This window comes from Tepidiforma sp., assembly GCF_034432735.1.
Lineage (GTDB): Bacteria > Chloroflexota > Dehalococcoidia > Tepidiformales > Tepidiformaceae > Tepidiforma.
Map to the genome: position 1 here is coordinate 1 of NZ_DAOUBJ010000033.1, position 14472 is coordinate 14472.

The window sequence follows — 14472 nt, forward strand, 5'->3', positions numbered from 1 at the left end:
CCCTCGAGACCCTCCTCCTCGCCCTCCTCGTCTTCCTCGCCGTCCGTGCCAGCGTGCAACACTACCGCGTCGAAGGCACGTCCATGGAACCGACCCTCGAAAACGGCGAATTCCTCCTCGTCAACACCCTTGCCTACAGCCGCGTCGATCTCCAGGCGCTCGCCCGCTACATCCCCTTCTGGGAACCCGGCCCGCCCGCCGTCCGCTACCTCCTGCGCGGTCCGGCCCGCGGCGATATCGTCGTCTTCCACCACCCGTCCGGCGTCCACCGCGACCTCGTCAAGCGGATCATCGGGCTACCCGGCGAGACCATCGAAATCCGCGCCGGCATCGTCTACATCGATGGGCGGCCCCTCTTCGAGCCGTACCTCGCCGGCAGCGAAGCCCCGGTCGGCGAGATGGCGCCCCTCCGCATCCCCGACGGGAGCTATTTCGTGATGGGCGACAACCGCAACCACAGCCAGGACAGCCGCGTCATCGGCCCCATCCCCGCCAACCTCATCGTCGGCCGCGCCATGCTCACCTGGTGGCCGTACGACCGCTTCGGCCCCGCCCCGAACCAAGTCCCCCGCCTCGCCGAGGCCACCAGCCCCCTCCCGCCCGATTGACCCCGCGACCGTCAGGCCGTGAGCAGCGCGCGCACCCGATCGATCGTCGCCGCACTCACCCCCTGCTTCCGGAAGAACGCCTCCGCCCCACCGTGGTGCTCGTGCAGCAGCTCGATGAAGCCCGCCATCCGCTCCGGTGGCGTCGCCAGCCGCGCCCGAATCTCCTCCTCCGTCCCCTCCAGCTGGCGGCCACTCGCTCGCAGATAGGCCAGCAGCCGGTCGATGCTCCGATCGCTCAGCGCATACTCCGCCGCGATGTCCGCAGGGTCGGCGCCGAGCACGTCCATGATCATCCCAATCAAGACGCCCGTGCGATCCTTGCCAGCCGTGCAGTGCACCAAGAACGGGTACCGCTCCTCCTCCGCGAAGAGCTCGAACGCCCGCGCCAGCCGGTCGCCCCCGATCTCCAAGTAATGGAGGTACCGCCGCGGCGAAGGGCCCGGACCGTAGAGCCCGTTGAGCTCCGCGATCAGCTCCTCCTGCCGCCACTCCTCCCGGAAAATCGAAAGCCAGACCACCCGATCGCGCAGCGGGTGCGGCCCGCCGGCCAGCGCCAACTCGTCCGGGTGGCGCAAGTCCAGAATCGTGCGCAGCCCGATGGCCTTCTCCAACACCTCCCGGTCGCGCTCCGTCATCGGCTCCAGCGCACCCGAGCGGAACAGCCGCCCGGCACGAATCGTACGGCCGCCGGCTACGCGATACGGCCCCACCGGCCGGAAGTTGTGGACACCTTCGAGATCGCTGGGAAGCGTCGTTTCCTGCATATCCCCAACTCTACGGGAATTCCTCCCACCGCGGGTTCACCGACCGTTCATCTGCGGCGCTCGGCCCACGCTCACTCCCCGCAGGTCGCCTCCCCCACCGCCACGTTCAGCACCGCCGTCCGCGCGCCGAACTCCCGGAAGATCGCCTCCAACGTCACGCCGAAGCAGCCCTCCGAAGCGAAACGGATCGTCACCCCGTGGACGTCCCGGAAGGTGCCGAGCGGCGTCACCCACATCACCCGCAGCGGCACCGGCGGCGAAGCATTGAAATAGCTCGCGTAATACGTCGCCGATTCCCCGACCGCCACCCGCCGCGGCCCCTCGATCGTCGCATACGGCCCCGCCGGCGTTGGCGTCGCAGTCGGCAGCGGCGTCGCCGTCGGCAACGGGGTCGCCGTTGGCGTCGGCGTCGCCTCCGGTGGAGCGGCTGGCGTCGGCGTCCTCGCTGGCCCCGAGGCCGGCGTCGTCGGCGCCGCGACCGTCGCGGTCGCGACAGCCCCCGGCGTCGAAGCCGGCGTGGCCGCCCCGCTCCCCTGGATCGCCACGGCCGTCCGCGTCCCAGCCACCGCCGTCACCGGAGTGAACCCCGCCGTCGCCGTCCGCTCCGGCTCCGCCGCTACGAACGTCCCGTTGCCGTCCTCGCCCAGGTTCGCCACCACGAGCGCCGCGAACAGCAGCCCGAGGCCGGCCGCCACCAGCACCCCGCCCACCACACCGAGCGTGCTCGCGCCACCGGCCCTCCCCATCGCCCGTTCCTCGGCCGGAAGGATGCCCAGCTCGCGCGCGAAGGCCACCAAGGCCGTTTCGAACTCGCGCGGCGCCTCCAGGTTCGCCGCGTGCCCCGCCTCCGGCAGCCCCACCACCCGGACCAGCCCGTGCGGCACCTGCGCGAGGAAGGCCGGCATCACCTCCATCACGTCCCGGTCGCGCTGCCCCACCACCACGAGCGTCGGCACCCTCAGCCCCGGCAGCGCTTCGAACGCGTTCACGAACGGGATGAGCCCCTCCGCCGTCCCCGCCAGCCCCTCCGGCGTCAACCGGTCGAAGTCCCGCATCAATAGCTCGCGCGAGGCCGGGTCGAGGCGCCGACTGTGCGCAGGGTACAGCCGCGTCTGCTTCAGGAAGCCCGTGCCCTCCGCCCGTACCCGCCGCGCCAGTTCGCGCATCCCGGCGCCTGCCCGCTCCGCCCAGGCGGGCGTGCCGGCCGCCGAGGCCGAATTGACGATCACCAACCCCGAGAACCGCTCCGGCGCCGCCAACGCGCAACGCAGCGCCACCGCTCCCCCGAGCGAATGCCCGCAGATGAGCGCCCGCTCATCGCCCAATGCGTCCATCAGCCCGAGGATCCGCGCCACCGCCCGCTCCGGCCGGTACCGTTCCGGTTCGGGCGGAGCATCGGAGCGCCCGTGCCCGAGGAGCTCCACGGTTACCACCGTGAAGTGCTTCCGCAGCGCATCCAGATTCGCCGCGAACGAAGCCGCGCTCGCCGTGAATCCATGGACGAGGTAGAGCGCCGGTCCGCCCTCGGCATGCTCGTACCGCTCGTACGCGAAGCGTTCCCCCGGCTCGCCGAAGAGCGGCATGCCCCGACTCTAGGGGCAACGCGCCCCCCGGGCAAGACGAGCCACCCCCGGTCCGCGCCGCAGCCGTTCGAGCCGAGCACGCATCCGCGCGAGCCCGTACTCCCCGCTCCCCGGCCGTAAGAGTCCCTGTTCCGCCAGCGCCACGGCCTCCTCCATCAGCCTCAGCGCTCCCGCCCGGTCGGCCAGCCGCCACTCGCGCAGCTTCGCGAGCTCCACGAAGGGAGCCACCCGTCGCGCCCGCGGTTCCGCCAGGAGCGCCTCCCAACAGGCCGCTGCCCGCCCGAACTCGCCAGCCCGCGCGTGGGCCCGCGCCGCCTTCTCCAGCGCCTCCAACCGCAACGCCCGCGGGAGCCCCCCAGCGAGCGCAGCCTCGTAACGCGCCGCCGCCTCCGCCCATTCCCCCGCGTACTCCGCCGCCCGCGCCGCTTGGAGCGGCCGATCAGGGTCGTCACAGCTCGCTCCCAATCGGGCAGCGAGCGCCACCAGCGACAGCACGTCCCAAGCATTGTGGCGCAACACCGGCCGGATGTGCGTCGGGTCGCCCGTGAGCGCGAACTCCCGATACCGCTCCGGCACCTCCGCCGACGGACAGTCTTCCGCCCGCTCGAACCCGAGCAACTCCCGTTCCACCGCGGCCAGCCGGTGGGAGACGAAGGCGCCCCGGAAGAGGCGCCGGTTCGGGTGGAGGAGATCGAGGTGCGGCAACTCGCGCAGCCGCGGCCGCTGCCGCGCCAGCACGTAGCGCGTCTCCAGCGCCGGAATGTCGAACGCCTTCCCGTTGTAGCTCACCAGGCCGGCGGCGCCCTCCAGCTCCGCCTCCAGGCCCCCGAGCAGCCCGCCCTCGTACTCCGGGCCCGGCAGCAGGTACTGCCGCAGCACCAGCCGCGTCCCCTCGAACCGCGCCACCCCGCAGAGAAAGACCATCGTGCCCGCCCCACCCAGCCCCGTCGTTTCCGTATCGATGAAACGGAGCTGCTCCGGCTTCAGCGCCGCCAGTCGCTCGTCCCGCACTTGCCGCGCCAGCCGCTCCAGCGGCAGCGCCCGCGCACCTACCACCGAGACCTCGCCATGGCAGTAGCCCCCGTCGTAGACACTCTCGATCACGTACCCCGGCCCCGCCGGTGTCTCGAACCATCGCCCGCCCAACCCCGAAAGGTCGGCCCGCTCCGTCACGCTCCGGTCGAATTCCGGCGCCCGGCGCAGCGGCTGGGTGAGCGCCTGGCGGAGCCGCTCCCGCAGCCGGTCCTGGGGCGATACGAACATGTGTGCGAGCGTACGCCGCCGCCCGCCCCCGCGCAACGCCCCGCTACCCGCGCCCCGAAACCGCGCGCGCGCACGCCCAGCGGAAGAGTTCACCCGCCGTCGGGTAGGGGTGGATCGTCCCCGCAACCTGCCGCGCCGTCAGCCCGTGCTGGATCGCCAGAGAGGCCTCGCCCGCCAACGTGCTCCCCCGCGCACAGAGGAAGTGCGCCCCCAACAGCGCCCCCGTCTCCGCATCGGCCACCACCTTCGCGAAGCCCTCCACCTGGCCCGTCGTCCGGAACCAATCGAGCTCCCGCGCCTCCAGAAAGCCCGTCCTCACGGCGAGGCCCCGCTCCCGCGCCTGGGCCTCCGTCATCCCCGCGTGCCCGACCTCCGGATCGGTGAAGATCGCCCACGGCACGATCGCATCGGGAATCGGCTCGCACACCCCCGCCGCCAAATGCTTCGCAATGTGGTGCGCCTGGTAGGCCGCGTAATGCGTGAACTGGAACTTCCCCGTCACATCGCCTGCCGCCCACACGCCCGGCACGCTCGTCCGCCCGCACGGTTCGATCACGATGAACCCACGCCGGTCCGTCTCCAGCCCGAGCGCGGCCAGCCCCGGCGGGATCACCGGCTTCCGCCCAGCCGCCACCAACACGCCGTCGAATACGAAGCGCCCATCCGGCGTCGCCACCACCACCTCCCCATCCGCCTGCCGCTCCACCCGTTGCAGCCGTGCCCCCGTCACCACCCGGATCCCCTCGGCCTCGAAAAGCCGCTGAAGTTCGAGCGAAATCTCCGGCTCCTCCGTCGCCGCCAGCCGGTCGAGCGCCTCGAAGATCGTCACCTCGGCCCCCAGGCGGTGGAGCGCCTGCCCGAGCTCGAGCCCGATCGGCCCGCCCCCGATCACCCCCAGCCGCCGCGGCAGCTGCGCCAGCCGGAAGATCTGCCGATTCGTCAGCGGGCCCGCCTCCGCCAGCCCCGGCACCGGCGGAAGCCCCGGCTCCGTTCCCGTCGCCACCACCACATCCCGCGCGATCAAGACATCCTCGCCGACGGCCACGCGCCCCGGCGCGAGGAACCGCGCCTCCCCCCAGAAGAGCTCGACCCCGTCGCGGTCGAATCCCCCACCCGGGTCGTTCCCCCGGACCAGCAATTGGACCGCATGGACGCGCGCCAGCGCCTCGCTCCACGAGATCGGCCGCCAGCGCGCCTCCCGCGCCACCTCGATCAAGGCCTTGCTCGGGATGCACCCATCGTTCAGACACTCCCCACCGAGATGCGCCTTCTCCACCAGTGCCACCTTCCGCCCCCCTCGCCCCAGCGTCCGCGCGATGTTGTCACCCGCCGACCCGTTGCCGATGACGATCACGTCGTACGTTCGCTCCGTGCCAGCCATCCACGGCTCCCGTTCGTCCCGAGCTCGGTACCGGCCTCCGGCACCTGCCACCCCAGCCTACCACGAGCCCGATCGCCGCGAGCCGCCGCCACGGCCTCCGCCAACTCCCCTACACTCCCCCCGATGACCCGCGCCCGCCGCTCGCGCATGCCCACCCCCGTCCTCCAGGGCGAAGGCCTCGTCCTCCGCCCCTGGGACGAGGAGCTCGTCGCCCAGCTCGCCGCTTGGGGCGAATACGGCTTCCCCTACCATGCCTTCGACCTCGGTTACCTGCGCGACCCCGCCCGCGCTGCCGCCGAACTGCGCGAACGCACCGCCCCCGGCCGCCACCGCCACTACGTCGCCGTCGAAGCCGGCCGCGCCGTCGGCCGTTGCTCCGTCAACCTCGAAGACGACGCCGGCCTCTACCTCTGGGCCGTCCACGTCCCGCCCGAGCACCAGGGCCGAGGCGTCGCCCGCCGGATGCTCGCCGTCCTCATGCGCGCCCTCGAGGAAGAGTTCCCCGGGCGCGCGTTCGTCCTCACCTCCAACACCTTCGCCACCCACGCCCACCGCGCCTACCTCGCCCTCGGCTTCCGCATCACCGAGACGCGCTGGCAGGTCGACCGCGAAATCGCCGAGCGGCTCTGGCGCGTCACCGAAGGCGAGCGCGCACCCCTCGCCCGCCACATCCGCTTCCACGAAGGACGCTGGCAGGTGCGCGCCTACGTCTTCCGGCGCCTGCCCGGCGCGCCGATGGACCTCCGCACCGCTCAGCCCAGCTCCGAGAGCGGGCAGCGGCCACAAGCCCCCTTCACACAATAATCCGCCTGGAGCAGCAGCCCGCCTTGCAGCCTCGCCGCCGAACCGAAGGGCCGGCCCGCGGAGCCCCCGAGCCAGCGCTCCAGCGGCCCGAGCCGCCCGTACGTCCCCGGCGAAGGCAGCGCCGCCCAGACCGCCATCGCCTCCGCCTCCGTCCAGACGCCCGTTCCCAGGGCGGCCGGCACCACCGCGTTCACCATCACCTCGATCGCCGCCGCGCGTCCCAGGCCCTCCGCGGCCGCCGCCTGCCAGCCGACCCCTGGCGCCAGCGCAGCCGGCCAGCCACCCCGGCAGCCGGGGGGCCACCACCGCACCACCAGCGCCGCCAGCGCATCCACCCGCCGGCCCGGAGCAGCCGCCGGCCGCACCCGGCCACCCCCCAAAGACGCCCCCGCGGTCAGCCGCCGGAGCTCCCCCGCGACCGCCGCCCGGAGCATCGCCCGCCCGCCCTGCCCCTCCCCGAGCTCCAGCAGCCGCGCCAACCCAGCTTGGGCCGCCGCCCGTCCCGCGGCCCGGTTCGCCGGCCCGAAAAGCGCCTCAGCCGTCAGCGAAAACAGCACCTCGCCCCGGTCCCTTCCCGCCGCCAGGAGCGCCGCCCGGTTCGCCTTCATCCGCAGCCGGCGCCTCCCCATCGCGGCCAGCCGCCCCGCGACATCGATCCCGGCCGCCCGCGCGAACGCACACGGCGGGACGAACCCCGGCAGCGTGTCCGCCCCGAGCGGTGGCGGCGTCAGCACCAAGACCGGGATGCGCCTCCCGGAAGCGTGGACCGTCGCCGTCACGCCGAGATCGTTCACCGCCACCACGTGGAGCGCCACCCCGCGATAGGCCGCGTCCCGGTCGTGCCCGTGCGCGAACCAGCCCGAATGGCGGAGGTGCACTTCGATGTCGCCCCGAACCAGATCGCCCTCGATATCGACGATCGCCCCGCGAAAATCGGGCCCCGTGCCATCTCCCGATACCCCCGGGAAGACCACTCGTACCGCCCGCCCATCGGCCAAACGGAGCGGCCCCGAAGGCCCAGCGCCCCACGCCGCCGCCAGCTCCGCCTCGGCCTCGAAGGCGAGCGGGGCCGCCGCCCGCCGCGCTGGCCGCGATGCGCTCACCCCGCGCCCCCGCCCGCGTCGTAGGGCGCCCGCTCCTCCGCGACCAGCCAGAGCAGGCGCGCGCTCGCACCCCGCGGCCGGTGAAGCCCCGTCTCCCACTCGGAGACCGTCTGCTGGCGGACACCGAGGAGCCGCGCCAGCCCCGCCTGCGAGAGCCCGAGCCGCCGGCGCAGCGCCGCCACCCGCTCCGGCGTCCATTCCCCCTGCCCGGTTTCCATCCGCTCGAGTTTACACGTTTTCGTGTATCCGTCAAAACCGGCCGCCGCCTCGGCGAAGTTCCGGAGCCCGGCGAGCGCCCATCCGGCACCGCCGCGGACCGCGGTGCTGGCCCGCCGCCCCCACAGCTCGCCCGCGCGGGAGCGCCCCGCGTTCCCGGCCCCCGCCGCCCGAACTCCAGCCTCAGCCGCCGCGCGGCAGCCCCAGCCCCCGCTGCGCGATGATGTTCTTCTGGATCTCGCTCGTCCCGCCGCCGATCGGCCCCGACATCGCCAACAGATAGCTCGTGAGCACCCGGCCACGCAGGCGCGCCCACTTCGAACCCGGCTGGAGCGCCCCGAACGGACCGAGCAAGTTCACCCCCGTGTTCGCCACCTCGATCCCCAGCATCGCCATCCACACCTTCCCGATGCTCGCCTCGAAGTTCGGCACCACCCCCTGCGCCTGGAGCCAGGCCGTCCGGAACGCGACCAGCCGGCCCACCTCCGCCTTCACCACCAAGTCGGCCAGCTTCAGCCGCACCTCCGGCTTGTCCCACGGCCGTCCCCCGGGGTGGCGCTCCTGCGCCCAGCGGACCAGGTCGTGCACCGTGCGCCGGGCGCCCGAAATCGCCGCGATATTCGAGCGCTCGAAATCGAGCGTCGTCGTCGCCACGTACCAGCCGTTGTTCTCCCCACCCAACAGATCGCGCGCCGGCACCCGCACATCCTCGAAAAACACCTGGTTGAAATCGTGGCGGTAGGCGATGTTGTCGATCCCCTGCACCGTGATACCGGGCGTCTTCATATCCACGATGAACGCACTGATGCCCTTGTGCTTCGGCACATCGGGGTTCGTCCGCGCGAGCAGGAGCATCCGGTCCGCCACGTGCCCGTTCGAGGTCCAGATCTTCTGCCCGTTGATGATGTAGTCGTCCCCATCGCGCACCGCCCGCGTCTGCATACTCGCCAAGTCCGAACCGCTGCCCGGCTCGCTGAACCCCTGGCAGTACCACTCCTCCCCCGATGCCATCTTCGGCAGATAGCGGGCCTTCTGCTCCTCCGTCCCGTGGACGAGCATCGTCGGCCCCGTAATGCCAATCGTGAACAGCCGCCCACCCGAAGGCGCCCGATGGTACGCCAGCTCCTCGTTCAAAATGAACTGCTCGATCGCCGTCTTCCCCATCCCGCCGTATTCCACCGGCCAGGCCGGCGCGAACCAACGGCGCGCCCCCAACTTTTTCGTGAACTCCCGCGCGAAGGCCACCTGGTCCTCGTTGTCGAAGAAGTCGTCGTCGCCCTCGAAATCCGGCGGGAGCTCAGCCCGCAAGAACGCGCGCAGCTCCTGGCGCCACGCCTCCGTCTCCGGGGAAAGCCGAAAATCCATCGAACGCCTCCTCGCATCGCACGCAGCGACAACGACTCCCGAGTTTACCGCACCCTGGCCGGCCGCTCCCTCGCCCACCGCACCCTTCGGTCACCGGCCCGCCACGCCGCCCCCCGCGACGCCCACCCCAGCCCGAAAACCGCTACCCGGGTGTCCCTTATCCGTGGAGGGATCGGGTCGAAATTGGAAACGAGAAGGGATCGCCGCGCCCCCACGAGCGGCCGCCTCCCCGATCGCCAATCCCGATCACGCCCCCAGCGCTTGGGGACTCGATGGAGAGCACGATGCGTCGCCTGCACCTGCCCGGCTTCTCAGCCATCAGCAACCTCAACATCGCCAACAAACTCGGCCTCATCGTCGCCGTGATGGCAGTGCCGATCGTCGCCCTGCTCGTCGTCCAATTCTTCGCCCAACGCGAAACCCAACAGCAGGCCGCCCGGGAGCGCGACGGCCTCGAATACATCTCCACCGTCATCCCCTTCCTCCGCGAAGTCCAGCTCCACCGCGGCCTCACCCTGCGCGTCCTCGCCGGCGACACCAACTCCGTCGAAACGCGGAACCAAGCCGCCCGGGCCGCCGAAAACGCCCTCGCCGCCATCAACGATATGGACTCCCGCCACGGCGACCGATTCGGCACCCACGACGTCGTCGCCTTCCTCAACCAGCAGTGGGCCGCCGTCAAAGACTCCACCAGCAGCCCCAACGTCACCAACGAAGCCCACACCCGCCTCATCCAGGAGGGCATCTTCCCGCTCCTCGCCACGGTCGCCACTCGCTCCGAACTCACCCTCGACCCCGGCCTCGATACCCGCGCCGTCATCGCCGCCCTCACCGAATCCCTCCCGCGGCTCACCGAATCCCTCTCGCTCATCCGTGCCACTGGCACCGAAACCCTCATCACCCGCGCCAACCTCACCCCGACCGACCAGCAGAAGCTCTTCCTCGCCGCCCAACTCGCCATCGCCGCCGAGCACGCCGCCGCCCTCGACCGCCAACTCGACATCGCCATCGGCGAAAATCCCGAATTCGCCGCCAGCCTCGACCCGGCCGTCAAGCGCGCCGGCACCGTCCGCACCACCTTCTTCGACATGACCCGCGGCCAAATCCTCACCGCCGGCAACCTCTCCAACACCGCCGCCGAGGGGTACTTCTACATGGGCGGCAGCGCCATCGACACCTCCAACCAGCTCCTCGCCGCCGCCCAGGACACCCTCAACCGCGAATTCGACCAGCGCGCCGCCGATGCCCGCCAACAGTTCTACCTCTTCGGCGGCGGTGCCATCGTCGGTGTCGCCCTCGCCCTTCTCCTCGCCGTCGTCATCTCCATCAGCATCACTCGGCCGGTCCACCACCTCGCCGACGTCGCCGACCGCATCAGCCTCGGCGAACTCGACGCCAACATCGATATCGAATCCGATAACGAGATCGGCCGGCTCGCCGAATCCCTCCGACGCATGCAAACGAGCCTCCGCGCCGCCATCGAACGGCTCCGCCAGCGCCGCCAGCAGGCCGCCTGAGCGCGCCCGCTCCCACCCCCGCACCGAGGTAGCCGGCCATGCAGCCCGAGCCACTCAGCCGCGAACTCGCCGCCCGGATCGCCAGTGCCGTCCGCCACGTCGAAGGCGTCCGCTCCGTCGTCCTCTGCGGACCCGAAGGGCAGCCCCTCGCCGCCGTCGACGAGCCCGACGCAGCGCGCAGCGCCGCCCTCGCCAGCTTCGTCGCCCTCCGCGCCGAAGCCCTCCCCACCGACGGCGATCTCCGCGGCATGGGCCGCCAACTCGCCGGCAGCCGCTTCCTCCACGCCGCCATCTCCGGCGGCCCTCGCGAGGCGCTCCTGCTGCCCCTCCAGGGCGCGTACCTCTTCATCACCCACGCGCCGGGCCGCGCGGCCGCCATCTCGGCCGCCCTCCAGCCCATCGTCCGCCGGTTCGGCGCCACCTCGCCCGCCAGGAGTTGACCGCCATGATGTTCCCCAAAGACCGCACCATCTACAGCAACCTCAACACCGCCTTCACCGCCTTCGATGCCCTCCTCGAGGATTGCCGCAACCGGAAGCTCACCGGCTACGTCGAAGTCGCCTTCCCCGGCTATACCGGCACCCTCATCCTCTCCGAGGGAGAAATCCTCAACGGCGTCGTCACCGCCGGCGCCGACCACATCACCGGCCCCGCCGCCATCCGCAACATCGCCGAGCGCGCCGCCCAGCGCGACGGCACCATCACCGTCGCCACCGCCTTCCCCGACGTCGTCCTCCTCGTCGACCGGCTCATGGAGAGCCGTCCGCTCTACAAAGACCTCACCAGCGCCTTCACCAGCCTCGACCGCCTCATCGCCAAACTCCGCACCGACGCCATCACCGGCTACGTCGAAGTCCAAGTCAGCGGCGAAGCCGGCACCGGCGTCATCTACCTCCAGGACGGCGAACCGATCGAATCCGTCTTCACCGCCCCCCGCCTCCCCATGATGTCCGGCCAGGATGCCCTCAACGCCATCGTCGCCGCCGTCAACACCGCCGGCGGCACCTTCAACGTCTTCATCGAAGCCAGCGCCCCCTCCGCCATCGGCCTCCCCCGGCAGGCGCCCCAGGCCGAATCCTACCGCCACGACCTCCTCGCCTTCTGGGCCGAAGTCATCCAGCGCGTCGAACAGTACGTCGATGGCGTCTCCCGGCCCGGCCGCTTCGCCCTCGCCTTCAAAGAGACCCTCGTCAACCGCGCCGCCACCTATCCGTTCCTCGATCCCTTCGCCGCCGAATTCGCATACACCAACGGGACCATCGAATTCCACGGCCCCCTGCCCGACGATTTCAGCAAAGCCCTCGGCGATTGCCTCGGCGATACCGTCTCGCGCCTCGCCTTCCAGCTCAAACGCGCCGACCTCGAAACCCGCGTCCGCGCCGCCCTCGAAGGCATCGGCCAGCGTCACGCCGCCGTCATCGAGCGCTTCAACCTCCGCGAAGAATGCCAGGAGTTCGTGGCCTAACGAGCGCCGCCCGAGAGTGCAGCCATGGAGCGCGAAATCGAGCAACTCACCGCACTACCAGCCGTCGAAGGCGCATTCCTCTGCGATAACCGCGGCGACGTCATCGTGAGCTCCGACCCTGCCGTCCTCGCCACCGTCACCATGAACACCATCGGCCGCGAAATCGGCCGCGCCTTCGTCGCCCTCCAGGCCGCCGGATTCCCCGCCACCCGCCTCGACCTCACCTACGACACCTGGCGGCTCCTCGCCCACGACCTCGGCGATGCCGTCCTCTTCGTCGTCGCCCAGCCCACCGTCGATATGGCCATCGTCCGCATCACCACCGACGTCGTCATCGCCACCTGGCAAAAGGACCCTGCCGCCCAGAAGCGCCTCCAGAAACATCGCTCCGAGCGCGCCCAGCTCGTCAATCGCACCGCCCTCGACCCAGGCTCTTGGCTCTCCTGGAACATCATCGCCCAGCGGGGCGGCTAGCCGAGCCGCCCAACCCTCGCCCCAGGGAGGACTACCATGCCAGAAGGACTCACCGGAAGCCTCGCCCAATTGCCCCTCGTCGACCTCCTCAAGATGCTCGCGGCCGCCAGCCAGACCGGCCGCCTCGAGCTCTCCAGCGGCCTCGACCTCGGCGATATCTACCTCCACCGCGGCCAGGTCGTCCACGCCGAAGCCGCCGGCGATTGGGGCGAACCAGCCGTCGCCCGGCTCGTCTCCTGGCCCAATGGCCAGTTCCGATTCATCCCCGGAGAAGAAGCACCCGAACGCACCGTCACCCGCCCCCTCGACCAGATACTGGCCGAGGCCGCCCGCGTCGCCAGCGAACGGGATGCCATCCGCCGCGTCGTCCCCTCCCTCGACATCGTTCCTCGGCTCGTCCGCCGCGCCCCCGCTCCCACGCTCACCATCGACGCCAGCGATTGGGAAGTCATCGCCCTCCTCGATGGCAACCGAACCGCCGCCGCCCTCGCCGCCGCCCTCGCCATCGACGACTTCGAGGCGATGCGCCGCATCTACCGCCTCAAGCTCGCCGGGCTCGTCGAATTCGAAAAGCCCCACCAGCTCGCTCCCGCCTCCCGTGCCCTCGCCGGCCCGCAATTCTTCCAGGCACTCCATACCGCCGTCGCCGCTGCCGTCGGCCCCCTCGCCGAAATCATCATCGACGATTGCCTCGATGCCCTCGGCCACACCCGCCAGGATTTCCCCCGCGATGCCATCGCCCGCCTCGCCGAGGCCATCAGCAACGAAATCACCGACCCCGAAAAGCGCGTGAAGTTCCAACAGACCATGCTCGCCATGCTCCGCGGGCAAGCCGCCTAACGCACCACGCCAGAATCCTCACCCAACAGCTCGCGGAGCTTCCGCAGCGCCCGCCCTTGGCGGGCCTTCACCGCATCCACCGTCACCCCCATCGCCGCGGCCGTCTCCGCCAGCGAAAGCCCGTGGAGAAACCGAAGCGTCACCACCTCGCCATCGGCCCGCGGGAGCGACGCCACCGCCTTCGCCAGCGCCAGTTGCTCGGCGTGCCCCTCCAGCCCCACATCCGGCGCATCGAACGCTTCCAGCGCCACCACCGGCGGCGCCCGGAATAGCCGCCGCCGGTGCTCCGTCACCACGTGCCGGGCAATCCCGAAAAGCCACGCCCGCGGCGGCAGCCCGCGGTCCTCCAAGTGCTCCACACTTCGCCACGCCTGTTCGAACACCAGCGCAGCCAGATCCTCCGCATCCTCCGCCCGCGGAACCCGCGATAAGACATACCGGTAAATCGCCGGCATCTCCTCGTCGAACAACCGCCGCCACGCCCCCGCCTCGCGACGCCGCAGCCGCGCGATCCACCCCTCCGCCGGGCGGCCCGGAGGCGCATCCTCCGGCGCCCCCTCCGCCGTCCCCAGCGCGAGCGCCAGCGCCGCCACCGGCCAGGCGAGGCCCCCCACTCAGTCCCCCTCCCTCGGCCGGTTTTCCTTGTCGTCATCCTCGTCGCCGTGCCCGTCGTCGTGCCCGTCGCTCGGCGTTGGCGTCGCCGTCGGTTGCGGCGTCGGCGTCGCCGAGGGCCCCAGCGGCGGGAGCGCAAGGGGAGGTCGCCAGTTCCCCGCCGAATCGCTCCCGTCCCCCGTCTCCGGCGTTCGGTCGTCGTCATCGTCCCCTCTGGGCGTCGGCGTCGCCGCCGGCGAGGGCGCCACCGACGGCGTTCCGGCCAGTGGCGACGCCCCGCTCCCGGCTTGCCCGGGCGAGGGCGTCGCGGCAGCAGGAGGCCCCGGCGAGGAGCCCGCACCCGGCGTCGGGTCCGCCTCCGGAGTCGGCGTCACACCAGCTGTCGGCGAACCGGCTGGCGTCCTGGTCTCCTCCGCGAACGGGCTATCCCCACCGACGCCACGGCCCGGGTCGAGATTGCGGGCCGCGTTCACCACG

The 14472-nt window shown here is 71.6% G+C and carries 15 protein-coding genes and 1 pseudogene; 7 read left to right on the plus strand and 9 right to left on the minus strand.

All coding sequences use genetic code 11. The annotated features are described in order from the left end of the window. The coding region (lepB, locus tag VAE53_RS02870) for a signal peptidase I (RefSeq protein ID WP_322817858.1) at nucleotides 1-608 on the plus strand (608 nt) is incomplete at its 5' end. Between the two features lie 11 nt (nucleotides 609-619). Here the strand turns inward: lepB and VAE53_RS02875 are convergent. The 4 genes from VAE53_RS02875 to VAE53_RS02890 all read right to left on the minus strand — a co-directional run bounded on the left by VAE53_RS02875 (nucleotide 620) and on the right by VAE53_RS02890 (nucleotide 5599). Continuing rightward, nucleotides 620-1372 carry a tyrosine-protein phosphatase gene (locus VAE53_RS02875; RefSeq protein WP_322817859.1) on the minus strand — a complete coding sequence of 251 codons (753 nt, stop codon included), beginning with the start codon at nucleotides 1370-1372 and terminating at the stop codon, nucleotides 620-622. A gap of 71 nt (nucleotides 1373-1443) precedes the next feature. After that, nucleotides 1444-2955 (minus strand): alpha/beta hydrolase, encoded by a 1512-nt coding sequence (locus VAE53_RS02880; RefSeq protein WP_322817860.1) that lies wholly within the window; start codon nucleotides 2953-2955, stop codon nucleotides 1444-1446. Between the two features lie 9 nt (nucleotides 2956-2964). Next, the gene (locus VAE53_RS02885; RefSeq protein ID WP_322817861.1) at nucleotides 2965-4218 is read right to left on the minus strand and encodes a ribonuclease H-like domain-containing protein; all 1254 of its coding nucleotides are present in this window, start codon (nucleotides 4216-4218) and stop codon (nucleotides 2965-2967) included. 43 nt (nucleotides 4219-4261) lie between these two features. Continuing rightward, nucleotides 4262-5599, minus strand: coding sequence for an NAD(P)/FAD-dependent oxidoreductase (locus VAE53_RS02890; protein ID WP_322817862.1), 1338 nt, complete (start codon nucleotides 5597-5599; stop codon nucleotides 4262-4264). Between the two features lie 123 nt (nucleotides 5600-5722). On the opposite strand from VAE53_RS02890, the gene VAE53_RS02895 reads away from it, so the two are divergent. Further along, on the plus strand, nucleotides 5723-6403 hold the full coding sequence (locus VAE53_RS02895) for a GNAT family N-acetyltransferase (RefSeq protein WP_322817863.1): 681 nt from the start codon (nucleotides 5723-5725) through the stop codon (nucleotides 6401-6403). Here the strand turns inward: VAE53_RS02895 and VAE53_RS02900 are convergent. The 3 genes from VAE53_RS02900 to VAE53_RS02910 form a co-directional block, all read right to left on the minus strand. Continuing rightward, on the minus strand, nucleotides 6352-7506 hold the full coding sequence (locus VAE53_RS02900) for a DUF2851 family protein (RefSeq protein ID WP_322817864.1): 1155 nt from the start codon (nucleotides 7504-7506) through the stop codon (nucleotides 6352-6354). The two genes, VAE53_RS02895 and VAE53_RS02900, sit on opposite strands and share 52 nt — an antisense overlap. Next, nucleotides 7503-7724, minus strand: a complete 222-nt coding sequence (locus VAE53_RS02905; protein ID WP_322817865.1) for a helix-turn-helix domain-containing protein — start codon at nucleotides 7722-7724, stop codon at nucleotides 7503-7505. The genes VAE53_RS02900 and VAE53_RS02905 overlap by 4 nt, the downstream gene beginning before the upstream one ends. A 181-nt stretch (nucleotides 7725-7905) precedes the next feature. Continuing rightward, nucleotides 7906-9087 carry an acyl-CoA dehydrogenase family protein gene (locus VAE53_RS02910; RefSeq protein WP_322817866.1) on the minus strand — a complete coding sequence of 394 codons (1182 nt, stop codon included), beginning with the start codon at nucleotides 9085-9087 and terminating at the stop codon, nucleotides 7906-7908. Between the two features lie 284 nt (nucleotides 9088-9371). Here VAE53_RS02910 and VAE53_RS02915 point away from each other — a divergent pair, with 284 nt between their 5' ends. Genes VAE53_RS02915 through VAE53_RS02935 form a run of 5 tightly spaced genes read left to right on the plus strand, consistent with a single transcriptional unit; the run spans nucleotide 9372 to nucleotide 13383 of the window. After that, complete coding sequence (locus VAE53_RS02915; protein WP_322817867.1) at nucleotides 9372-10604, plus strand: HAMP domain-containing protein; 1233 nt, start codon at nucleotides 9372-9374, stop codon at nucleotides 10602-10604. A 38-nt stretch (nucleotides 10605-10642) separates the two neighbouring features. Continuing rightward, complete coding sequence (locus VAE53_RS02920; RefSeq protein ID WP_322817868.1) at nucleotides 10643-11044, plus strand: hypothetical protein; 402 nt, start codon at nucleotides 10643-10645, stop codon at nucleotides 11042-11044. 5 nt (nucleotides 11045-11049) lie between these two features. Continuing rightward, entirely contained in the window at nucleotides 11050-12069 is a 1020-nt protein-coding gene (locus VAE53_RS02925; RefSeq protein WP_322817869.1) for a hypothetical protein, read from the plus strand. Nucleotides 12070-12093: 24 nt separating this feature from the next. After that, nucleotides 12094-12543: a hypothetical protein gene (locus VAE53_RS02930; protein WP_322817870.1), complete on the plus strand. Its 450-nt coding sequence runs from the start codon at nucleotides 12094-12096 to the stop codon at nucleotides 12541-12543. Nucleotides 12544-12579: 36 nt separating this feature from the next. After that, nucleotides 12580-13383 carry a DUF4388 domain-containing protein gene (locus VAE53_RS02935; RefSeq protein WP_322817871.1) on the plus strand — a complete coding sequence of 268 codons (804 nt, stop codon included), beginning with the start codon at nucleotides 12580-12582 and terminating at the stop codon, nucleotides 13381-13383. Here the strand turns inward: VAE53_RS02935 and VAE53_RS02940 are convergent. Then, entirely contained in the window at nucleotides 13380-13997 is a 618-nt protein-coding gene (locus VAE53_RS02940) for a sigma-70 family RNA polymerase sigma factor (protein ID WP_322817872.1), read from the minus strand. The genes VAE53_RS02935 and VAE53_RS02940 overlap by 4 nt on opposite strands. Further along, nucleotides 13998-14472: pseudogene (locus VAE53_RS02945) on the minus strand (hypothetical protein); the annotation flags it as partial.